Annotated in this window: 21 protein-coding genes; 11 read left to right on the top strand and 10 right to left on the bottom strand. The window is 64.4% G+C overall.

Annotated elements, in window-relative coordinates; translation table 11 throughout:
• Positions 1–123: 123 nt before the first annotated feature.
• The 7 genes from KAK11_RS20005 (at position 124) to KAK11_RS19975 (ending at position 9,560) form a co-directional block, all read left to right on the top strand.
• On the top strand, positions 124–3,846 hold the full coding sequence (locus tag KAK11_RS20005; protein WP_210811246.1) for a DUF748 domain-containing protein: 3,723 nt from the start codon (positions 124–126) through the stop codon (positions 3,844–3,846).
• A gap of 34 nt (positions 3,847–3,880) precedes the next feature.
• Positions 3,881–4,438: a peptide-methionine (S)-S-oxide reductase MsrA gene (gene msrA, locus KAK11_RS20000; protein ID WP_210811244.1), complete on the top strand. Its 558-nt coding sequence runs from the start codon at positions 3,881–3,883 to the stop codon at positions 4,436–4,438.
• 2 nt (positions 4,439–4,440) lie between these two features.
• The gene (locus KAK11_RS19995; RefSeq protein WP_210811242.1) at positions 4,441–5,103 is read left to right on the top strand and encodes an ABC transporter ATP-binding protein; all 663 of its coding nucleotides are present in this window, start codon (positions 4,441–4,443) and stop codon (positions 5,101–5,103) included.
• Entirely contained in the window at positions 5,100–6,434 is a 1,335-nt protein-coding gene (locus tag KAK11_RS19990; RefSeq protein WP_210811241.1) for an ABC transporter permease, read from the top strand. The genes KAK11_RS19995 and KAK11_RS19990 overlap by 4 nt, the downstream gene beginning before the upstream one ends.
• Position 6,435: 1 nt before the next feature.
• Positions 6,436–7,002 (top strand): DUF3299 domain-containing protein, encoded by a 567-nt coding sequence (locus KAK11_RS19985; RefSeq protein WP_210811240.1) that lies wholly within the window; start codon positions 6,436–6,438, stop codon positions 7,000–7,002.
• 20 nt (positions 7,003–7,022) lie between these two features.
• On the top strand, positions 7,023–7,397 hold the full coding sequence (locus KAK11_RS19980; protein WP_210811239.1) for a hypothetical protein: 375 nt from the start codon (positions 7,023–7,025) through the stop codon (positions 7,395–7,397).
• Positions 7,398–7,535: 138 nt separating this feature from the next.
• Positions 7,536–9,560 carry a TonB-dependent receptor gene (locus tag KAK11_RS19975; RefSeq protein WP_210811237.1) on the top strand — a complete coding sequence of 675 codons (2,025 nt, stop codon included), beginning with the start codon at positions 7,536–7,538 and terminating at the stop codon, positions 9,558–9,560.
• A gap of 8 nt (positions 9,561–9,568) precedes the next feature.
• On the opposite strand, the gene pdxH is transcribed toward KAK11_RS19975, so the two are convergent.
• A complete protein-coding gene (pdxH, locus tag KAK11_RS19970; protein ID WP_210811236.1) occupies positions 9,569–10,207 on the bottom strand; it encodes a pyridoxamine 5'-phosphate oxidase in 639 nt (212 codons plus the stop codon).
• A 156-nt stretch (positions 10,208–10,363) separates the two neighbouring features.
• Here pdxH and KAK11_RS19965 point away from each other — a divergent pair, with 156 nt between their 5' ends.
• Positions 10,364–10,981, top strand: coding sequence for a nucleotidyltransferase family protein (locus tag KAK11_RS19965; protein WP_210811235.1), 618 nt, complete (start codon positions 10,364–10,366; stop codon positions 10,979–10,981).
• An 18-nt stretch (positions 10,982–10,999) separates the two neighbouring features.
• Here KAK11_RS19965 and KAK11_RS19960 read toward each other — a convergent pair whose 3' ends face one another.
• Entirely contained in the window at positions 11,000–11,659 is a 660-nt protein-coding gene (locus KAK11_RS19960) for a gamma-glutamylcyclotransferase (RefSeq protein ID WP_210811233.1), read from the bottom strand.
• Positions 11,660–11,766: 107 nt separating this feature from the next.
• Between KAK11_RS19960 and edd the strand changes: the two genes are divergently transcribed.
• Positions 11,767–13,590 (top strand): phosphogluconate dehydratase, encoded by a 1,824-nt coding sequence (edd, locus tag KAK11_RS19955; RefSeq protein ID WP_210811229.1) that lies wholly within the window; start codon positions 11,767–11,769, stop codon positions 13,588–13,590.
• 26 nt (positions 13,591–13,616) lie between these two features.
• Positions 13,617–14,237: a bifunctional 4-hydroxy-2-oxoglutarate aldolase/2-dehydro-3-deoxy-phosphogluconate aldolase gene (gene eda, locus KAK11_RS19950; RefSeq protein WP_210811228.1), complete on the top strand. Its 621-nt coding sequence runs from the start codon at positions 13,617–13,619 to the stop codon at positions 14,235–14,237.
• On the opposite strand, the gene KAK11_RS19945 is transcribed toward eda, so the two are convergent.
• The 8 genes from KAK11_RS19945 to KAK11_RS22075 all read right to left on the bottom strand — a co-directional run bounded on the left by KAK11_RS19945 (position 14,238) and on the right by KAK11_RS22075 (position 20,043).
• Positions 14,238–14,738 carry a GFA family protein gene (locus tag KAK11_RS19945; RefSeq protein WP_210811226.1) on the bottom strand — a complete coding sequence of 167 codons (501 nt, stop codon included), beginning with the start codon at positions 14,736–14,738 and terminating at the stop codon, positions 14,238–14,240.
• Positions 14,735–15,703 (bottom strand): MBL fold metallo-hydrolase, encoded by a 969-nt coding sequence (locus KAK11_RS19940; protein ID WP_210811224.1) that lies wholly within the window; start codon positions 15,701–15,703, stop codon positions 14,735–14,737. The genes KAK11_RS19945 and KAK11_RS19940 overlap by 4 nt, the downstream gene beginning before the upstream one ends.
• An 11-nt stretch (positions 15,704–15,714) precedes the next feature.
• Positions 15,715–16,917 carry a hypothetical protein gene (locus tag KAK11_RS19935; RefSeq protein ID WP_210811223.1) on the bottom strand — a complete coding sequence of 401 codons (1,203 nt, stop codon included), beginning with the start codon at positions 16,915–16,917 and terminating at the stop codon, positions 15,715–15,717.
• A gap of 50 nt (positions 16,918–16,967) precedes the next feature.
• Positions 16,968–17,285: a TonB family protein gene (locus tag KAK11_RS22325; RefSeq protein WP_375140706.1), complete on the bottom strand. Its 318-nt coding sequence runs from the start codon at positions 17,283–17,285 to the stop codon at positions 16,968–16,970.
• A gap of 167 nt (positions 17,286–17,452) precedes the next feature.
• On the bottom strand, positions 17,453–17,878 hold the full coding sequence (locus KAK11_RS19925) for an ExbD/TolR family protein (protein WP_210811220.1): 426 nt from the start codon (positions 17,876–17,878) through the stop codon (positions 17,453–17,455).
• 26 nt (positions 17,879–17,904) lie between these two features.
• The gene (locus tag KAK11_RS19920) at positions 17,905–18,336 is read right to left on the bottom strand and encodes an ExbD/TolR family protein (RefSeq protein ID WP_210811218.1); all 432 of its coding nucleotides are present in this window, start codon (positions 18,334–18,336) and stop codon (positions 17,905–17,907) included.
• A gap of 64 nt (positions 18,337–18,400) precedes the next feature.
• On the bottom strand, positions 18,401–19,261 hold the full coding sequence (locus KAK11_RS19915; RefSeq protein WP_210811217.1) for a MotA/TolQ/ExbB proton channel family protein: 861 nt from the start codon (positions 19,259–19,261) through the stop codon (positions 18,401–18,403).
• Between the two features lie 101 nt (positions 19,262–19,362).
• Positions 19,363–20,043, bottom strand: a complete 681-nt coding sequence (locus KAK11_RS22075; protein ID WP_210811216.1) for an energy transducer TonB — start codon at positions 20,041–20,043, stop codon at positions 19,363–19,365.
• A gap of 884 nt (positions 20,044–20,927) precedes the next feature.
• Here KAK11_RS22075 and KAK11_RS19905 point away from each other — a divergent pair.
• Positions 20,928–21,782, top strand: a complete 855-nt coding sequence (locus KAK11_RS19905) for an alpha/beta hydrolase (protein ID WP_210811214.1) — start codon at positions 20,928–20,930, stop codon at positions 21,780–21,782.
• Positions 21,783–21,870 lie beyond the last annotated feature (88 nt).

Below are 21,870 nucleotides of genomic sequence, written 5' to 3'. Positions count from 1 at the left end.
TTCCACAAGCCCCGTCCGGCTCGCTGGTCGGGGCTTCGTCTTTTCTGCGGGCGGTCCCCGCCTGGCGTCAGCCGCCGTCGGCCCTGCCGCGTTGCCTTGACCTGCTTGTCTTGAAGTTTCCGAATGCCTTTGATTGCTGTGGTGGCCCGCTTGCGTGGCCTGATGTCTGTGTGGGCTCGTCCAGGTGTGCGGCGCTGGTGCTGGGGGGGATTGATCGTCACGGTCACGACAGGCCTGTTGGCCTATGCGGCCGTGCCTTGGGTGGTGCGCCAAGTCGCGACCGAGCAAGTCCAGGCCCAACTCGGCCGCGGTGTGAGCATCGGTGACATACGCTTTCAGCCCTGGGCCTTGGCGTTGGAGGTGGACGACCTGGCGCTGATGGGGCCGACGCCCACGGCGCAGCCTCTCGTGAAAATGGCTCACCTGCGGCTCAACCTGAGTGCGGCCAGCGTGTGGCGCCGAGCGCCCGTGGTGGAGTCGCTGCAGCTTGAGGGGGTGGCCCTCAAGCTCACGCGCACCCGTGCCGGGCACTACGACGTGGACGACATCCTCCAGCGCTGGCGCGAGCGGCCAGTTCAGGCCGATGCGCCACCCCCGCACTTTGCCGTCTACAACCTGAGCGTCAGTGGGCTTGAGGCCGAGTTTGAGGACCAACCCGCCGGGCGCATTCATCGGGTGGAGCAAGGCCTTCTGACCTTGCCCTTCCTGTCGAATCAAGACGACGAGGTGGAGGTGCGCGTCGAGCCTCGTTTGGCCTTTAAGCTGGATGGCGCTCAGTTTGATACCGGGGCGCAAGCCAAACCTTTCGCTGCCAGCCGCGAGGCGGTGGTGACGCTGAACCTGCGCGACTTGGATGTGGCGCCATGGCTGCCGTATTGGCCTGCCAGCGCGCCAGTGCGGCCCAGTCAAGGGCGCTGGTCGGCTGACCTGAGTGTGAGTTTTGCGCAGCCACAGGGCAAGGCGGCCCGGCTGGCGGTGGGCGGGCGCATCGATGCCCTGGACGCCGCTTGGACTTTGGCCGATGGCCAACCGCTGCTGGGCTGGCGCTCGATGTCCTTGGGGCTGGGGCAAATCCAGCCTTTGCTGCGCCAGGTGGCGCTGGAGAGTCTGACGATCAACGGCCTGCAAGGGACGCTCCGGCGCGAGTCTTCTGGCCAGTTGGCCGTGATGAAGGCTTTCAGTCCGGCTGCAGCAGTCGAGGCGCCCTCCGCGCAGGCACAGTCTGAGGGCCGCAGCGATTGGGCCGTGAGCCTGGAGCGCTTGGAGATCCCCGAGGCGCGCTTGCTGTGGCAAGACCAATCCGTGCGCCCGGCGCTGAGTTGGCAAGCCCAGAACATCCACCTGCGCGGCGAGCACTTGCGCTGGCCACTGCCCAGCGAGCGGCCTGCTCAGCCTTTGAGTCTCCGCGGCGAGTGGGCGCCTGAAGGCGCGGTCCAGGCGCCCGCCACGTGGCAGGCTGAAGCCCTGGTGAGCGAACAAGGCGGCCAACTCCAACTGAGCCTGAGCGACTGGCCCTTGGTCTGGTGGGGGCCTTATCAACCTGCGGCCCTCCAGGCGCAGGCGCAAGGGTTGCTCGGCTTGAAAGGGGCGGTGCAGTGGACCGTCAACGCCAAGGCTCCGCTGCAATTTGAGGCGCAAGTCGACCATCTGCAGATTGATCACCTCAAGCTCAGTGCCCCGGGCAACCCTGCGGCGCTGGCCGTTCGACAAGTGGCTTTGGACGACTTGGGCCTGAAGTGGCCGCAGCAGCACCTGAGCGTGGCCAAGCTCATGCTGGATCAGCCGGCGGTCAAAGCGGCGCGGTCGCCTGAAGGCGAGCTGGACTTGCTGGCTTGGTGGCAGCCCGCATCCGATGCAGCCGCTGCGCCAAGCAAGGCCCCCTCCGAGCCTCAGCCCTGGCAGGTCAAATTCGGCCTGGTGGAGTGGCAGGGCGGACAGTTGGCCTGGCGCGATGCGCAAGCTCCGCGTGAGGTGGACCTGACCCTGAGCGCCTGGAACACGCAGTGGCGCGGCTTGCAGTGGCCCGCCACACAGCCTTGGGGCCTGCAAGGCAGTGCCCGCCTGGCGGCTGCGGGGGACCCGCGTCGCCAAGCGGGCGGGCAAGTGCGCTGGAGCGGGCAGGTGATGCCGTCACCCTTCAGTTGGCGCGGCAAGCTGGAGTCTGACCGTTTGCCCTTGCATTTGCTGGCGCCGTACGTGCCGAGCCTGCCACTGGACATCCAACGCGCCGAGTTGACCTGGCGTGGCCAGCTCGCCGCCAGCCTGGCCGAGGCCGGGCCCTCTTGGCATGCCCAAGGCGAGGCCACCGTGACCGACTTTCGGGCCATGGCGCCAGGCGCCAGTGCCGCTCCCGCTGTAGCCGGTGGCTTGGGTGAGCGCTCCGATGAAGAGCTGCTCAGCTGGCAGACGCTGTCACTGCCCGAGCTGGATGCGATGGGCGAGCCGGGCCGCCCGCCGCAGATCAAGCTGGGTGTGGTCGTCTTGGCCGATGCCTTTGCGCGCTTGGTGGTCACTGAAGATGGTCGTTTGAACCTGACGGCTCTGGCGCCCCCTGCAGCGGCGGCATCTGCCAGCTCGAACGCGGTGGCGTCGTCGCCGGCGGCCGTAGCATCCGCAGCCAGCAGCGCCGGCCTCAGAACGCCTGCCGTGCTGCTGAACGTGGCGGGCGTGCGCCTGCAAAATGGGCGGGTGGATTTCAGCGACCGCTTCATCCGCCCCAACTACCGTGCCGACTTGACGGCATTGAATGGCCAGATCGGCGCGCTCAGCAGCCCCGCTCAGGGCCCTGCGACCTTGGCGCTGCAAGGGCGTGCGGCCGGCACCGCAGACCTGGACATACGAGGTCAGATCCAGCCCTTTGCCCAACCTCCAACCTTGGACATTGAGGCGCGGGCCACAGACTTAGAGCTGGCGCCTCTGACGCCCTATGCGGCCAAGTACGCCGGCTATGCCATCGAGCGCGGCAAGCTCTCCCTGAAGGTCGGCTACCAAGTGCAGGCCGACGGCCAGCTGCGGGCGCAGAACCAATTGATCCTGAATCAGCTGACCTTTGGCGAGCGGGTCGAGAGCCCCGACGCCACGCGCCTGCCCGTGGCCTTGGCCGTGGCGCTGCTCAAAGACCGCCACGGTGTGATCGACCTGCACCTGCCCATCGAGGGCTCACTGAACGACCCGCAGTTCCGCATTGGCCCGGTGGTGTTGAAGTTGGTGCTCAATCTGTTGGGCAAGGCCATCACCTCGCCCTTCTCTTTGCTTTCGGGCGGCGGTGGTGATGAGCTGTCCCAAGTGGCCTTTGAGCCGGGCACGGCTCAGCTCAGCGCCTCTGCTCGCACCGGGCTCGACAAGGTGGCCAACGCTTTGCTGGACAGGCCGAGCCTGAGCTTGACCGTCCATACGGCGCTGGACCTCGGTGCGGAGCAAGAGGCCTTGCGTGGCGCAGTTCTGGCCCAGCGCTTGCAGGCTGAGCGCCGCAAGGAGTTGGCCCGCGCGGGCGAGGCCGTCCCTCAAGGTGAGTTAACACTGAGCGAGCCAGACCGCAGCCGCTTGCTGTCGCGCCTCTATGCTGACACGCGCCTGCCCAACAAGCCGCGCAATGTCTTGGGCCTTGAGAAGAGCGTCACGGCGGCCGAGGCCGAGACCTTGCTCAAGGCGGCGATCACGGTGGGGCCGGAGCAGATGCGGGAGTTGGCCCTGCAGCGCGGCTTGGCTGTGCGGGACGCCCTGGTGGCCAAAGGCTTGCCAGGGGAGCGCATCTTCTTGGCTGCGCCGTCTGCCAAAGTGGCCGGCACGGTGGAGGGCGCGATGGTCGCCTCTCATGTGGCCGGCCTGACTTTGGGCATGCCCTGACGAGGGGAAAGCGCCACGCACTATCATCCTGCGCATGATTGATGCTTCATCCTCCCCCGCCACCATCACCCTGGGCGGCGGCTGCTTCTGGTGCCTCGAGGCTGTGTATGAGCAGGTTCGTGGCGTGCTGCGGGTGGAATCGGGCTATGCCAATGGTCATGTCCCAGCGCCCACTTATGAGCAGGTGTGTGAAGGCACGACCGGCCATGTCGAAGTGGTGCAGGTGCACTATGACCCGCAGCAGGTCAGCTTGCGCGAGCTGCTGGAAGTGTTTTTCCTCATTCATGACCCCACGACGCTAAACCGACAAGGCAATGATGTGGGCACGCAGTACCGCTCAGGCATCTATGTCATCTCAGAAGAACAGCGCCAGACGGCACAGGCTGTGTTGGCCGAGGTCAACGCCGCCCTGGCCGCTGAGGGCCGTGGGGTGGCCGTGACCGAGCTGTGCCCGCTGACGCAATACTGGCCTGCCGAGGCCTATCACCAGCATTACTTTGCCCAGCACCCCCAGCAGGGCTACTGCGCCTATGTCGTGGCGCCCAAGGTGGACAAGTTCCGCCGCAGCCTCAGCCGTTTGCTCAAGGCTTGAGCATGTTGGCGTGGTCTGGGCTTTCCGTGGCATGGGCGGGCGGTGCGAAGGCGATTGCATTTGCAGACTTTGAAGCGCCTCACGGGGCGCGTGTCGTGGTTTGCGGGCCTTCGGGCTGTGGCAAGTCCACCCTGCTGGCCGTGCTTGCAGGCTTGCTGACGCCGCAACAAGGCCAGTTGCAGGTTGGAGACACTCACCCTTTGAGCTTGAAGGCCTCGGAACGCGACGCGTGGCGCGGGCAGCAGGTCGGCTTGGTACCGCAGCGCCTGCATCTGGCTCAGGCGCTCACGGTGCAAGAAAACCTGGCCTTGCCCTTTGTGGCCGCGGGCCTGCCGGTGGACGAGGCGCGGGTCAGCCAATGCCTGCAGCAGCTGGGCCTGTCGGCGCTGGCCCAGCGCCGACCGCATGAGCTGAGCGTGGGCCAGGCTCAGCGCGTGGCGATTGGCCGAGCTGTGATGCGCTCGCCCACGCTGCTGTTGGCTGACGAGCCCACCGCGCACCTGGACGATGCCCATGCTGACGCGGCCCTGCGTCTCTTGGATGAAGCCGCTCAGGCTGTCCAGGCCACGCTGCTCATCGCCACCCATGATCAACGCTTGCTGACACGCTGGCCTCAGGCGCATGTGCTGCGCTTGCCGGCTCTGACTGGCTTGGAGTTGGCATGAGCTTGTGGCACTTGTCATGGCGGTTTTTGTGGGCGCGGCCGCTGCTGGCCTTGCTGAATATCGCGCTCTTGGCGTTGGGGCTAGCGGCCGTTAGCCTGGTGGCCTTGACCAGTGAGCAGGTTGAGCGTGGCCTCAGTCGCGATTTGCGCGGCATCGACTTGGTGGTGGGGGCCAAAGGCAGCCCACTGCAACTCATCTTGGCGGGCGTGTTCCACTTGGATGTACCCAGCGGCAACATCCCCGCCACCACCATCAACACTTTGACCCAAAACCCGTTGGTCGAGACAGTGGTGCCGCTGTCGCTGGGGGACAGCTTGGCGGGCTATCGCATCGTCGGCACCACGCCGGCTTATGCGGGCCTTTATGAGTTGCCTCTGGCCCAGGGCCTGTGGTGGCAAAAGCCGCTGCAAGCGGTGCTGGGGGCCGAGGTGGCGCAGACCCAAGGCTTGGGGCTGGGCCAGTCTTTTGTGGGCGTGCATGGCCTGGGTCAGGGTGGGCCGGCCCACGACGGCGAGGCCTACACCGTGGTGGGCGTGTTGCAACGCTGTGCCTGCGTGCTCGACCGGCTGGTGCTGACGGATGTCGCCTCGGTCTGGGCGGTTCATGAGGCGCATGGTCATGCCGCCCCAGCGGTGGCCAGCGCGGCCTCAGCCGCAGGCTCATCCCGTCTGGCCCATGATCCTCATGAGGACCATGACCATCACCACGATGATCACGATCACGACAAAGACAAGCCGAAGACTGTTGCCGTGGCCAGTGCCAGCGCTGAGCCGGACCTGAGTCATCGCGAAGTCACCGTGCTCTTGGTGCGCTACCGCAGCCCACTGGCGGCTGTGAGCCTGCCACGCTGGGTCAATGCGCAAGACGGCCTGCAAGCAGCCGCCCCCGCCTTGGAGAGCGCGCGTCTGCTGCGCATGGTGGGCGTGGGCATTGAAGTGCTGCGTGGCTTCGGGCTTTTGTTGGTGCTGGTGGCGGGCGCGTCGGTGTTCATTGCGCTCTATCACGCCGTGCGGGAGCGCGAGCCAGATCTGGCCATGATGCGCATGTTGGGCGCGTCGCGTGGGCGCATTGCCAAGGTGGTGTTATTGGAAGCGCTCAATTTAGCCACCTTAGGCTTGATCGTGGGCCTGAGTTTGGGCCACGGTCTGACGGAAGTGCTTGGCCGCCTGCTCGCCGCTCAGCACGCCATGCCGGTCACCGGGTGGTGGTGGAGCACGCAGTCGCTGTGGCTCATCCTAGGCGCTTATGCATTGGCGATAGTGGCGGCTGTGCTCCCGGCTTTACGGGCTGCGCGCTTGGATGTCACCCGCTTGCTGCAAAATCCACACTGATATGACCACACCACACACCCTGACGATCGCACTGCTGCTGTGGGCGGCCTTGCCCAGCTTCGGCCTCGCCCAAGCTGTTTCTGCCGCGCCTGCCGCGCCTGCAGCCTCTGGCACGGCCGTGCTGAGCCCACCGCTGTCGGGCGCGTTGGGCAGTGGCCCGGGCTATCACGACCCGCGCAGCCCCTTCAAGCCTTTGCAAGAGAAAGAAGGGGTGGTGTCTTGGTCGGTGCTGTCGTCAGTCACGACCAAGCCTGAGCGCAACCGTTTGGTGCCGGTGTTTCCCAAGCCTGTACAAGCCTTGAACAACCAAACGGTCAAGGTGCAGGGCTTCATGATGCCGCTGGAGCCGGGCGATAAGCAAAAGCACTTTCTGCTCTCTTCGGTGCCCACCAGTTGCACCTTTTGTGTGCCGGCTGGGCCAGAAGGCTTGGTTGAGGTCAAGACCCTGACGCCGGTCAAGTACACCTTGGAGCCGGTCATGGTCGAAGGCAAGCTCTCGGTGCTGCCCAAAGACCCTTATGGTCTTTATTACCGCATCGTGGGTGCTCAACCCGTGAGCGCTCCCTGAGAGGCTGAAGCGGTTTTCTCATGAGTCCCGGTTCACTTCAGACTTTGCGCCGATCCGTTCGCGGGCGGGCGTCGTCGTGGCTGTGGGCCTTGGTCTTGGCCTTGGTGCTGCCGTCCCTGTGGGGCCATTGGCACCGCGTGGCGCACGCGCCGGGCCTGAACGGTGCGGCGGCGGCACTCAGCGCGACGGTTCATGACGGGCATGCCTCTGGCACGGCCGAGTGCCGTGTGCTGGACCAAGCCGCCTGCGCAGACGGTCTGGCCTTGCTGCTGGCTGCCATGCCGGTGGTGCTGGCCGCGCCTCCCCGAGAGGCCACGGTCATGGGGCCAGGCGCCACGGCGCGCACTTTGGCCCCTTATGCGGCCCGGGCACCCCCACTAGACCCAGTTGTTTGAGTCTTCTTTCAAGCCGCCCGCTCCGACCGTGACCGGGCTGCGTCTACAGGGTGAGTTTTCCTCATCCTGACTCTTCTTTTTGCATGTCAGCAGCGCCCTCGGCGCTGGCCTGCGTGCCTGGGTACCATGAACTTTCAAATGATTCCGACCGCATGGGCCGCTGGCCTGTGCTTGGGTGCAGCCACCTGCGCTGCGCAAACCAACCCTGCCAACAACACCACCGAGCGGGTGGTGGTGATCGGCAACCCCCTTGGCCAAGCCGAACTGGCGCAGCCCACGGCTGTGCTGACGGGCGAGCGTCTGCTGCTCAAAAAATCGAGCACCCTGGGTGAGACGCTGGAAGGCGTGGCCGGCGTGGCTTCGAGCGGCTTCGGCCCCAACAGCCAGCGGCCAGTCATCCGTGGTCTGGACGGGGACCGTGTGCGCCTGTTGGACAACGCTGGCGCAACCATCGACGCCTCCAACCTCAGCTATGACCACGCGGTGGCCATGGACCCGCTGGTGATTGAGCGCGTCGAGGTGCTGCGAGGGCCCGCCTCTTTGCTCTACGGTGGCAATGCCACGGGCGGTGTGGTCAACACCATTGACAACCGCATCCCCAAGCAAGCCCTCACCGATTTGGGTGGCCGACTGGAGCTGCGCGGTGGTGGTGCGGCCAGTGAGCGCAGTGCCTCGGCCGTGGTCGAGGGGCGCTTGGCGCCCGGCTGGAGCTGGCATGTGGACGCCTTTGATCGCAAGACTTCTGACCAGAAGGCGCCGCGATTCACGCCGGTCGAGGACGGCGAGGCCCTCGAGCCGACGGACCGCGTCCGCAACTCGGCCGCCAAGGCGCGCGGGGGCGCTTTGGGGCTCTCGTGGGCCGACGACAAGGGCTATGTGGGCCTGTCCTTTGACCGCTATGACAACCGCTATGGCGTGACGGTGGAGCCCGACGTAACCATCGACATGAATCGGCGGCGCACCACTTTGGCCGGCGAGCGAAGCCTGGGCGGCTTCGTGGACAAGCTCAGCTTCCAGTTATCAGACACGCGCTATCAGCACCAGGAGATTGAAGGCAGTGGTGAGGTGGGCACCACCTTCTCCAGCCGTGGGCAAGCGCTACGTGTCGAGGCGCGACATGCCCCACAAGGTGCTTGGCAGGGCGTCGTCGGCCTGCAAGCGGAGTCCATGCGCTTTGAGGCCTTGGGTGAGGAGGCCTTTGTGCCCGGCACACGGACCCGCTCGCTGGCGCTGTTCGGCATGGAAGAGTGGCGCTCGGGCCCGCTCAGCCTCACGCTGGGTGGCCGCGCAGAGCGGGTGACGGTGCGCTCGGACGGCGATGCCGCAGAGGTGGAGGAGCCACGCTTCGGCGAAGCGCAGTCACGTAGCTTCAGCCCGGGCAGCCTGTCGGTGGCCGGTGCCTGGCGCTTCATGCCGCAATGGAGCCTGACGGGCAGCCTTGGCGCGACCCAACGTGCGCCGGCTTACTATGAGCTGTATGCCGACGGTGTGCATGTGGCGACGGCGGCCTATGAGCGCGGCGACCCCAGCCTGGGGCTGGAGCGCAGCACGCACGCCGACTTGGGGGTGAGCTGGCAGAGCGGCGCGAACCTTTTCAAAGCCAATGTGTTTGCGATGCGATTTGGCCGCTTCATCGCCCTGGACGCCACCGGCGAGACCTTCAGCGAAGTGGGCGAGGACGGTGAGCTGTTCAGCGTACCCGTCTACGCCTTTCAGGGCGTACCCGCCAACTTGTGGGGCCTGGAGCTGGAAGCCAAGCACCGCCATCAATGGGCGCAATGGCGCATTGACGGCACTGCCACCTGGGATTGGACCCGGGGTGAGAACAGCCGTACCGGCGAGCCCCTGCCACGCTTGGCACCCATGCGCATGAACCTGGGCCTGGCGGCCCACCAGGGCGCCTGGTCACTGGGGGCTGGCGTCAAGCACGCCTGGGCACAGCGTCGGGTTTCGCAAGGTGACGCCGCCACCCCGTCCTACACCTTGGTCAATGTGTGGGCCACCTACACCTTGCCGTGGGCCGCAGGGGAATGGCAAGCCTTTCTGAAGGGCGACAACCTGAGCAATGCCTTGGCTTACAACGCGACGGCCGTGCGCACGGTGCGTGAGCTGTCGCCGCAGGCCGGTCGGGCGTGGACACTGGGCCTGCAGGCGCGGTTTTAACGCTCAGGTCAAGGGGCGAGGCGCTCACGCAGCCAAGCCCCTTGCTCGTCCTGCCGGTAGGCCAAGCGGTCGTGCAAACGCGAGGGGCGTCCCTGCCAGAACTCAAAGCGATCGGGTGTCAGGCGATACCCTCCCCAGTGGGGCGGGCGGGGCGGGTTGAGTGCATGACGCAAGGCCGCCTGCGCTGCATTGGCCACCAGCGTGGCGCGAGAGCTGATCACTTGGCTCTGTGGCGACGCCCAAGCGCCCAGGCGCGAGTCCAGCGGGCGTGAATGAAAGTACTCGTCCGATTCCTGCTCGGAGGTTTTCTCGACCCGGCCCTCAATACGCACCACCCGCTCCAATTCGACCCAGTGGAACTGCAGCGCGGCCCATGGGCAATGGGCTAACTCTTGGCCTTTGCGGCTTTGGTAGTTGGTGTACCAGACGATGCCGGCCTCATCGTAGCCTTTGATCAGCACAATGCGGGTGGACGGCCGCCCTTCGGCACTGACCGTGGCGAGGGTCATGGCATTGGGTTCCGGCAACTCTGCCGCCAACGCTTCTTTGAACCAGCGGTCAAACTGCTGCAGGGGCGATGGCTCTGAGGCGGATTCATCCAACTCAGCCCGTTCGTAACTCTTGCGTAATTGGGCAATGTCTTTCATGGGCTCAGTGTACGACTGCGCCCCTCCGACAAATGCCAGCTAGGGCAATGCCTTAGGTGAAGGCACGACTGTTCGCCAAGGGCGAGTGCCTCCATTCTCTGACCTAGCGAACTCGGGATTCGAGGACGAATTTTTGCGGTGCAAGAAAGTAGGGGTATGAAGACGGGCCCAGTGGTGGTGGTGTTGGCAGCGGGGCGTGGCGCGCGCTATGCCGGCGCACGTCATAAGCTGGCTGAGCCCTGGGGTGATCGCACTGTGCTGGGCCATACGCTGCACCATGCGGTCAGCACGGGATTGCCCGTCGTGGTCGTCACCACCCCCGCGTTTGCCGAAGAGGCTGCGCGCCATATCGCCCGCAAAGATGTGGTGGTGATGGGCGGGCCGGATGGGCCGCCCCGTGGTGGCATGGGGGATTCGATCGCGGCGGGTGTGGCTTCGCGGCCGTCGTCGTCTGGCTGGCTGATGGTGCCGGCAGACATGCCCATGCTGTTGCCCGCGACGATCCGGCAGGTGGCTGAGGCCCTGAAGCGCCATCCCCTGGCTTTTGCGCAAGTGCAAGGGCGGCGGGGCCATCCAGTCGGTTTTGGCGGCGAGTTGTACACCGATTTGGTGGCGCTCACGGGCGATGAAGGGGCGCGCCGAATCTTGGCGCGCTATCCGGCCCACGCTGTGGAAGTCAGCGACCCGGGCAGCCTGCAAGACATTGATACGCTGGAAGATCACGCTCGCCTGCATCAGCAATGGCAGGCCCAGATCGGCATTGCTGCCGCTTGATCCGCCGCAGTGCGCCACTCAGACTCCGTCGGCGCGGTGGGGCGTCGGCGCTGTGGCGGGCGCCACCTGCTCAGCCAGGCGCATCAGGCGCTGCACCTCGGCGTCACGGATCCCCATCTGGGCCAATTGCGCAGCAGTCTGCGCCAAGTACTCCAAGGTGCTGCCATAGCGGCCACGGGCCCGCTGGAAGATCTCCAGCAAGGCTGCATCGCTGAGCCGGCCGGTATGGGAGGGGTGGCGGTGTGGCAGGGTGAAGGCCAGCGCCGATACCCGGCCTTCTGGGGTGCGGCAACTCAACCAGCGTGGGTCATACACGCCCGTGGGCATCTCGCGCTCCCACAGGGCTTGCAAGACTTCTCGCTCAGCGCCGGTGCGCACGCGATAAACCCGTCCCACACAGGAGCCACCGGCCATCAATGCAAAGACCAGGCCGGGGCAGTCCACGCTGCCGCGATTGACGCGTGAGCGCATCCGAAAGGCGCGGTGCCAACCTGCAACACAGGCTTCTCTCATGTCCACCGCTTCGAACTCGCGCTTCCACAACAAGGAGGCGTAGCCAAAGATCCACAGCGGCTGCTGGCTGGCTCGCCAATGGCTCAGGGCTGCTGCGAGCAGCGGGGCCGGGTCGCGCCAGCCGGGCAGGGTGTTTGTCGCAGGTGACAGGGACGGTGCAGCCATGAGCCGCAAGCATACCGATTTCGCTGACAGGGGTTTGACCATGTAATCAAGTTACACGATAATGATGGGGTTGGTTACATCATCGTTTCTTCCAAATCACCTCGCTTATGACTGCACTTCACCCTGTTGTAGACAGCGTCACCCGACGCATTCGCGAGCGCAGCGCTGCTACCCGCAGCGCCTATCTCCAAGGTGTGGACGCCTTGCGCCACCGCGCCCCCGGCCCAGACCGCCTGGGCTGTGCCAATGTGGCACACGCATTTGCGGCCTTGCCCAAGGATGAACGCTTCAAGGTGGTGGCGCAGAAAGCGCCCAACTTAGGCATCGTCACGGCCTACAACGACATGCTCTCGGCCCACCACCCTTATGAGGGCTATCCGGCGCTGATTCGTGAAACTGCGCTGAAACTCGGTGCCACCGCCCAGGTCGCTGGCGCCGTGCCCGCCATGTGTGATGGGGTGACTCAAGGCTACCCCGGCATGGAGCTGTCGCTGTTCTCGCGCGACACCATTGCGATGAGCACCGCCATCGCGCTGTCCCACGATGTATTTGACGCGGTGCTGCTGCTGGGCATCTGCGACAAGATCGTCCCGGGCCTCTTGATTGGCGCCTTGCACTTCGGCCATCTGCCTTGTGTGTTCGTGCCGGCAGGCCCCATGGCTTCAGGCTTGTCCAATGGCGATAAGGCCAAGGTGCGCGAGAAGGCCGCCCAAGGCTTGGTCGGCCGGGACGAGCTGATGCAGGCCGAACAGGCGGCCTATCACAGCCCCGGCACCTGCACCTTTTATGGCACAGCCAACTCCAACCAGATGCTGCTGGAGGCCATGGGCTTGCATGTGCCGGGCAGCGCTTTCGTGCACCCGCATGACCCGCTGCGCAAGGCCTTGACCCAAGAGGCTGTCAGCACGGCCTTGAGCCTCACCCGCAGCCAGCGCGACCTGCCCATCGGTCACCTGGTGGACGAGCGCTGCATCGTCAATGCCATGATCGCTTTGCTGGCGACTGGCGGCTCGACCAACCACCTGATCCACTGGGTTGCGGTGGCCCGCTCGGCCGGCATCCTGATCGATTGGGGAGACTTCTCCGAGCTCTCAGGCGTCATCCCGCTGCTCTCTCGCGTCTATCCCAACGGCTCGGCCGACGTGAATCACTTCCAAGCGGCCGGTGGGCCGGCCTTTGTGCTGCGCGAGTTGCGCGAGAACGGCCTGCTGCATGCCGATGTGGGCACCGTCGCGGCCGGTGGCATTGCGGCTTATGGCCGAAAGCCGGCGCTGGTCGATGGCGCGCTGCGCTGGGACGACCTGCCCGCCCACAGCGGCGACGACAGCGTGGTGCGCACGGTGGCAGCTCCCTTCTCGGCCACCGGCGGCCTGAAGCTCTTAACTGGCAATGTGGGCCGCTCGGTCATCAAGGTGTCGGCGGTGCCTGAAGAGCGGCACATCGTCGAAGCGCCAGCCCTTGTGTTTGACAGTCAAGAAGCGCTGCAAGCCGCCTTCAAGGCCGGTGAGCTGGAGCGCGACTTCATCGCGGTGGTGCGCTTCCAAGGCCCGCAGGCCAACGGTATGCCCGAGCTGCACAAGCTCACCCCACCTTTGGCCGTGCTGCAAGGCAAGGGCTTCAAGGTGGCTTTGGTGACGGACGGCCGCATGTCCGGCGCCTCCGGCAAGGTGCCGGCCGCCATCCACGTCAGCCCCGAAGCGCTGGCTGGCGGCCCGCTGGCCAAGGTGCGCACGGGTGACATGGTGCGCCTGGACGCTGTCGCCGGCACGCTGGAAGCGCTGGTGCCGGCGGCTGAGTGGGACGCCCGACCCTTGGCCCAACGCGACGCGGCGTTGGCTGCCAACCACGCGCATGGCCTGGGCCGTGAGCTGTTTGCAGGGCTGCGCCGCAATGTCAGCACCGCCGAGACAGGCGCTTGCTCTTGGCTCTGACGCTCACAATCAAAAAGGCAATCACGATGAACACGCTTGATTTGGTGACCCACGGCCCGGTGATTCCGGTGATCGTGATCGACCGGCTGGAAGATGCCGTCCCTCTGGCACAGGCGCTGGTCGCCGGTGGTGTCAAAGTACTTGAGGTGACACTGCGCACGCCCGTGGCGCTGGACGCGATTCGGGCCATGGCCCAGGTGCCTGGCGCCATCGTGGGTGCGGGCACCATTCGCAGCGCCGCTGATGCGCGAGCCGCCAAGGCGGCTGGGGCGGTGTTTGGCGTCAGCCCCGGCTACACCGCCGAGGTCGGCGCAGCCTGCCGCGAGGTGGGGCTGCCGCTGCTGCCTGGCGTGGCCACGGCCAGCGAGGTCATGGCGGCGCAGGCCGATGGCCTGAACTTTCTGAAGTTCTTCCCCGCCACGGCGGCCGGAGGCATCCCGATGCTCAAGGCCTTGGCCGGGCCGTTCCCGGACGTGGTCTTCTGCCCCACCGGCGGGATCTCCTTGCAAACAGCCCCGGATTTTCTCGGCCTGCCCAATGTGAAGGTCTGTGGCGGCTCCTGGCTGACCCCAGCCGATGCGGTGAATGCCGGCGATTGGGCGCGCATCACGCGCCTGGCTCAAGAGGCGCAAGCGCTGCGAGGCTGATCAGCGCTCGGGGTGGGGCTGGGCTTGGATGGCTGCCAGCCCGGCTTCTACCTCGGGGCCGTAAGCCTCGCGCCAACGGTTCATGATGCCGTCAAAGCCATCCAGCCGCTCGCCCGGCAGTCCGTCTTCGGCGTGCCAGGGTGCGATGCGGCTCTCGACGGCAAAGTGGCTGGCCGGGGTGAAGGCCGCGGGGTCGTCGAGGCTGCCGATCGATAAATCCATACGCTGCGAGTCGAGGAACTCAAACGTTAAGGGCGTGCCGCAATGCCCGCAAAAGCCGCGCTGCGCGAACTTGGAGCTTTGATAGAAGCGCGGTGCCTCCGCGCCTGTCCAGCGCACCTCGTCTTTGCGCAGATTGAGGTAGGCCGCCCGCGTATTGCCAAAGGCCAGTTGGCACATGCGGCAGTGGCAGTAATAGCCTTCGCGGTGCTCAGGGCGGGCTTCATAGCGCACGCGGCCACATAGGCAGCCGCCTTGTACGGGGGGCAGGGCAGGGCTCATGTCGATGCACCTTGTCGCGTTTTCAGCCAGACGGCCATGCCCTGGCTGTTGAGTTGAATGTCCACCGCCAAAGCCTCCAGCAAGCGCTCATCGCTGTCGGTGTGGCCATGGGCTCTGAGGCTTTGCAGATAGATCTGGGCCAAGCCTGCTCGCAGCGCAGCTTCCGGGGCGTCCAGGCCTTGGCAAGCCTCGCCCAGGCGCACCACCTCGGCCAAGAGCTCACTCTGCTGCGCCGCCAATCGGGCGACATCGCCCAGGCGTCCATAGTGGGTCAGGTAGACGCACTGGGGCTGCGGGGCGAGCAGCTTTTGCCAAGACGCTGCCAACGCCACAGGATCAAACTGGACTGGGGTGCTCGACGGCAAGATCCAGGCTTGGCCCTGCACATCCAACTCGCGGTAGGAGATGCCGAAGGTGTCGCCGGTGAACCAGCCTTCAGTCACTGGGTCCCAAATGCAGTGGTGGTGGCGGGCGTGGCCAGGGGTGTCGATCAGCGTCAGGTGCCGCCGCCCCAGCGGCAAAAGCTCGCCATCCTCGCTGGGCTGAATGCGCGTGCGAGGTACGGGCCGCACATGGCCATAGGAGCGTTGCATTTCTGCGTTGCCGTAGATGGCGGTCGCGCCTTGCCACAGCATCTGCGGCTCGACCAAATGCCGCAGGCCTTTGGGGTGCACCACGACTTGGGCTTGGGGCAGGTGGCTCAGCAATTCCCCGACGCCACCGGCATGGTCCAGATGCACATGGGTGGGGATGATCCAGCGCACTTGGCTGCGTGCCAGGCCCAGGTGCTCTAAGGCGGCGAGCAGCCGAGGTACCGAGAGGCTGGTGCCGCTGTCGATGAAGGCTGCCTCGCCCGCATCAAGCACTAGATACGCGGCATCAAAGGCGGGCCGCTGAAAGCCCGTATCGACCGTGTAAACACCACCGCCCTCGGGATGCGGGGGCGGGGTGTTCAGGCCGTTCATCGCATTGACGCTCAGTTGCCCAGCGCTTGGTAGTAACGCGCCAACTCGACAATGCCATCCGTGCCTTGCAAGCCGCGCAAGGTTTGCTGGGCCTTGGCTTTCTGCTTGGCAGCCAGCTGTGCGCGGCCCAGGGCCAGCTTGGCGTCGTCAGGGCGCTTGATTTGGCCCTTGGCAATGCCTTGGCTGATCAGGGTTTCAGCTTGGGCGGCGTCACCTGCGCCAATGCGGCACTGGCCCAGTTGCACCAGGGCATTGCCGTCTTTGGCGGCGGTGGCCTCGGCCAGCTTGGCGGTGAAGCCCGCCTTGTCCTCAGCCTCGCGCTTGTCCACCAGGGCCTTCAGGCGCTTGTGGCGTTCGGCGTCAGCGCCGGTGCCCAAGGCGCCAGCCGCAAAGCCCTTGTCGACGACTTGCTTGGCTTCTGCGCTGCAGCCCGCTTGCAGGGCCAGTTGAGCCATTTCCATGAAGTCGTTGGTGGCTTCCAGATTGCCTGTGGCCAGCTTCAGGCGCATCACGTCGAGCGAGAAGCGGTCAGAGAAGCCGGACTTGCGCGGCAAGCGGCCTAGCGCAGCAGCCCAGTAATCCTTCTTGGGGTAGTAGGTCACCAGCTTGTCCAGGGCTTGAGCCTGACCGGCGCCGTTATTGGTGCGCGAATAGGCGTCTGCCAAGCGCAGCAAGTCGTTTTCTTCGGGGCGGCGGCCGGCTTGTTCGGCGGCGGAGACGGCGGCGGCCGCGTCTTTGGCAATTGCGCCGTAGTCGCCACTGTTAGCCTGCAGATAGGCTTGCAACTGCTTCAAGGTGGCGCTGTTATTGCCCAGCGATTGCGCCTTGCTCACCCACTGCGTGGCTTTGGCGTTGTTGCGCAACTGAGAATAGGCGTAGGCGAGTGACTCGGCGGTCTGCGCCTGCTCGGCCGCGCTGAGCTTGCCCGAGTTCATCAGGTCTTCCATGGCATCGGCCGCTGCACCGTTGTCGCCAGCGCGTTGGGCTGCGGCGGCACGCATGCGGTCGATCATGAACTGCTCGGCCGGCGTCTTGCCACCCACGCCATTGGCGGCGTTGGCCTTGCTCAGCGCTTCCTTGGCCTTGCCCGCCTTCAGCAGGTCACTGGCTTCCTTCAGGGGTTTAGCCACATCAGGGCGCACGGCTTGGGCTTGGGAAAAAGATGTCGCAAGGCTGAACATCGCAAGGGCGATGACGCGCTTTGAAAAATGCATGTGTTGACTCCTGATAGAAATGAGGCAAAAGCGCTAAACGCGAACCATGATCAGTTGGGCATTACGGCTGGCAGACGATCGAGCGAAAAAGTAATGATCAATGATCCGCGGGACCTCATGGGCCTAGACTCGGCGTCCAATGAGGGCTCTGCCGGACAAGTTTTCATTGCTTGCAAAACCACGCGATCAAGCTGCTTGTGTTGTGGCGTCTCCCCACAAGACTCCGTGATAAAAGCTTCTGACGTTCTGCCATTGCTTTCCACAAAAAAGCCGACACCGACGCTGCATTGGATTTTTGCCCTCATAGCGGCAGGTGTGTATTCAATCTCTCGCGAGAGGCAAGCCGTTTGGGGTTTTGCCGCAGGCATCGCTGATTGGGTGTTGGGACCTGCGCCAGCTTCCGGGTTGGGTTGCGCGTAAAGACATGCGCCAGGAAGAAGTGCCAGCATCGCACAGCAAAAAAAAGGCACAAGAAGCTGTGCCTTTTTCGCAAGGGGCCGAACGGCGGCTAATCCTTGAACTCTGTCCATCGCTATCAATTCATGAAGCGTTCGTTACCCACGATACCAATCTTGGTGACGCCCAGGCGCTGAGCCTCGGCCAGCACCATGGCGACGTGCTTGTACTCCACCAGCTTGTTGGGGTTCAGGTGAACCTCGGGCTGGACGGGCGTTTGCGCGACGCGATAGAGCTTGACTTGCAGATCACCACGGCCTTCAACGGGCTGGCCTTGCCAGTACACGGTGCCGTCAAAGTCCACGTCGATCTTGACGATCTCCGGTGGCGTCGGTGGCGGTGGCTGGTTGGTGTTGATCGGCATGTTCATGTTGACTGCATGCGTCTGCACCGGAATGGTGATGATCAGCATGACCAACAGCACCAGCATCACGTCGATGAGGGGCGTGGTGTTCATGTCCACCATCACATCATCGCTGCTGGAATTTCCGACGTTCATTGCCATAAGGGCCTCTCTTTCGTTCCTGCAGCTTACTGACGCGCTGGCGGTTCGGTGATGAACCCCACCTTGGCAATACCAGCACGCTGGACGGCCACCATCAACTTGCCGATCGATTCGTAGCGGACGGATTCGTCACCACGAATATGCACTTCCGGCTGAGGATCCTTGACCGCTTCCTTCTTCAAGTCGGCGACCAGCTTCTCAACATCCGGGTATTTCTTGATGCCCCAGTACACATCGCCATCCTTGCTGACCGCCAACAGAACGTTCTCTGGTTTGGTCTGCGTCGGGATGTTGATTTCCTTGGGCAGTGTCAGATTGACCGACTGCGTCACCACCGGCACGGTGATGAGGAAGATGATCAACAACACCAACATCACGTCCACCAGGGGCGTAGTGTTGATGGTGGAGTTCATCGCTCCATCGTCGTCACCGTCAGGTGAACCCACATTCATTCCCATGGGTGTTTCCTCTCGCTTTGTTGCTGCTGAGGCCTAGAGCGGCCTCAGCGGGAGCCCATGACAATTACTTCTTGCCAGCCAGCAGCACGTTGTGCAGGTCGCCAGCGAAGGAACGCACTTGCTCCATGGCCAGCTTGTTACGACGGATCAGCCAGTTGTAGCCGATCACCGCTGGCACAGCCACAGCCAAGCCGATGGCGGTCATGATCAGCGCTTCACCCACAGGGCCAGCGACCTTGTCGATGGAAGCTTGGCCGGACACGCCGATTTGGGTCAGCGCTTGCAAGATGCCCCACACCGTACCGAACAGACCCACGAACGGAGCGGTCGAGCCCACAGTGGCCAAGAAGGCCAGGCCGTTTTGCTGCGAGGAGTTGATGGTGTCCACGGCGCGCTGAACGCTCATGCCGATCCAGGTGTGGCGGTCGATTTGCTCAACCAGCGTGCCTTCGTGGTGCTCAGCGGCCTTCATGCCTTCTTCAGCCACGTAGCGGAAAGCGCTGCGCTCAGCCAAGGATTCAGCACCCTTCTTGACGGTGCCAGCGGACCAGAAGCCAGCGGCTTCGCGGGCGCTCTTGTAGAGCTTGCTCTGCTCCCACAGGCGCACGATGATGATGTACCAGCTGCCCACCGACATGATGATCATGATGGCCAGGGTAATGGTGGTCACGCTGAACAAGCCGGCGTGCTGCACCATGGCCTTCAGGCCATAGGGGTTCTCGATTTCTTCCTTTTTGACCTCAGGGGTCACCACACCAACTGGGGGCGCTGCGACGGGCTCGGCCGCTGCGGATGCTGCGGCCGGCGCTGCGGCGTCCGCTGCGGAAGCAGCTTGCGCCAAGACGTCGGTGGGAGCCACGCTCAAAGAAGCGATGGCAAGGACGGCCGCCAAGAACGGGGCACGGATGGTGTTCAACAAGGACATGGTTCCTCCGGGATACAAAGGGTCAGTGCGCAGCCACAAAGCTTTCGCGTTTCGACAGAAGATGGATGCGCAGGGATGGGGGGAGTCGGAATGACTTGGGTTTACTCGAGCTTCCAGACGTAAACCACGCGGCCTGACAGGCGCTCTGGTTTTCCGTCCACCGTGCCGGGCTTGCCGCGAACCGCTTTGACAGCGTCCACAGTGGCTCGATCCAGTTGCTTGTGCTCTCGCGACGAACCGCAAGACTTCTCAACGTTGGCTTCGGTAATGGTGCCGTTGGTCTCCATCACATAGGCGACCACGACTTCGCATTCAATCTCAGCGCGGCGAGCCGCTGGCGAGTATTCGGGCTTGTCAGCTTCGCCAAAGCGGATCGACGGCGCCGTGCGCACCGGAGGCGCGGGTGGGGCTGGGGGCGCTGTCGGCGGCCCAGGCGGCGTCGCTGCCGCAGGCTTGAATTCCTGGGCGGGCGGCGGGTTCACGCTTTGGGTCGAGATGGTCGGCTGCTGCTGCACCTGCACATTGACCTCAGGTGGGGGAACCCACGCTGGCGGCGGCGGCAAGTTCTTGGGCGGCGGCGGCGGCAACTTCTCTGGCGGAGGCGGGGGCGGTGGCTTGACCTCCTCGATGATCTTCGTCTCGATCGGGCCCTTGACCACGTCGACCACTTTCTTCGCATTGCCAGTGACAATGGCCCAAGCGAGGACGACATGGAGCCCAACCACGACGCTTAACCCAACACGGTTTTTGTTCGGGTCGCGCTGTGCTTCAGCGTAATTCACTCGTTTTCCTCCAGTCGCTCTCACGGAGCGCTGATGTCATAAAAGCGACTTTTTGGGTCGCGAAGCCTGAACTATATCCAGAATTTTCATTCAGCGAATTCGGGCTTCACCCTAATGTTTAACAGGTGAAACGACGAGGTAACCGAACGGAATGAGCTTCTAGGGGGGGATGGCCGAGTGTTGAACGAGTTCGAAAGACTCGCGTAAGGCTGGGGCCACCACAGAGTTTAGTCTCCGATCAGGGGCGGCGCGAGGAGCGACTTCAAATGGGCTCGATGACGCCAGTTCATTCGCTTTCGCAATCGATTGCAATTCTGACATGCGTCGGCTTGACGCGATAGCGACTCAGGGCTATTCAAATTCATGGAGAACCCTAAGTACCAGCATGTAACCAGTGATCAAAAGTCCTCGGCGCACGATAAGTCGCCTCCCCGGCCCCCAAGCTGCCGGCCACAGGGCTGACGCTGAAGGTGCAGGCGCCTCGATCTTGGCGCAGCCGTCTGGCCTTCATCATCCCGTTCCACATGATGACCGTTAAACCCGTCACGATGGTCCTCATCATGTGTGTCGTCAACGCGCCACCGCACTAAACCGCCTCCGTCCCCACAAGCTCCCTTCATCTTGTCCAACGACGGGCAAACCCTAGGCTGCAGGCCGTGGCGCTGGTGTGGCTGCGCTGCCGGGTGATACCGTCATTGGTACAAACCTGCCAACACCCAAGGAGTCCTCGCCGCTGGCGCGTCCGGGCGACTGGGCTGCCACGCTTCGTCCGTCGCACCAGGGCGCCCCGTGACACCTCGGCGCGCAGGGGTCGCCGCTGGCTGCGCTCACGGACTGAGCTTGCGTTTATCCTTGAGGCCTCCCCGTCAACCCAGGAGGCTTGCATGAGTGCGTTGGATCCCCAGTGGCTTGATGTGCAGTACAACAACCGCGCGCGCATCCCCGACCATGCGGCGCTGTTTGAGCGCTGGCGTGAGGCCTCGGCTGTGGCCCGCCAAGGCAGCCCTGGGGCCCGGCTGAACCTCGCGTATGGGGAGCATCCTGACGAGCGCCTGGACGTGTTCCCCTCGTCGCGGCCTGAGGCGCCGATCTTGGTGTTCATCCACGGTGGCTACTGGCGCTCCCTCAGCAAGGACGACCACTCCTTTGTTGCCCCCGCCTTGGTGCAGGCTGGCGCCACGGTGGTGGTGCCGGAGTACAGCTTGTGCCCTACAGTGAGCATCGAGCAGATCGCCCTGCAAATGGCGCGGGCGCTAGCCTGGGTTTATCGCCACGCTGCCGAGTGGGGCGGGGACGCCAAGCGCATCGTGCTGGCCGGTCATTCCGCCGGAGGGCATTTGACCGCCATGCTGTTGTGCTGCCGCTGGCGTGATGTCGGCCCTGACCTGCCGCCGCAACTGGTGCATGGGGGCCTGTCCATCTCCGGTCTGTTTGACTTGGAGCCGCTGCGCTTGACGCCCTTCTTGAAGGACGACCTGCGCATGACGCCCGCCAGCGTCAAACGGCTGAGCCCGGCTTTCTTCCCGCGCCCTAAGCGGCCCCTGATGGCGGTGGTGGGCGCGGACGAGAGCGAAGAGTTCTTGCGCCAAAACTTGCTGATTCGGCACCAATGGGGTCCCAGCGCCGTGCCCATTTGCGAGACCGTGGCTTATTGCAACCACCTCAACATCGTGAACGGCTTAGCAGATCCCGCTTCACGCTTGCATCATTTGGCCTTGAGGCTGTTGGGCTTGGTCTAGGGCCCTCACTTGAAGGGCGACAGTCCCCCACCTCAGGGACTGTCCCGCCCAGAGATCTCTTCGATAGTGAGGCCACGCGCAGCAAGCC

This window comes from Ideonella paludis (assembly GCF_018069865.1).
In the GTDB taxonomy this organism is placed as follows: Bacteria; Pseudomonadota; Gammaproteobacteria; order Burkholderiales; family Burkholderiaceae_C; genus Ideonella; species Ideonella paludis.
This window is presented reverse-complemented; position numbering and strand designations above follow the sequence as displayed.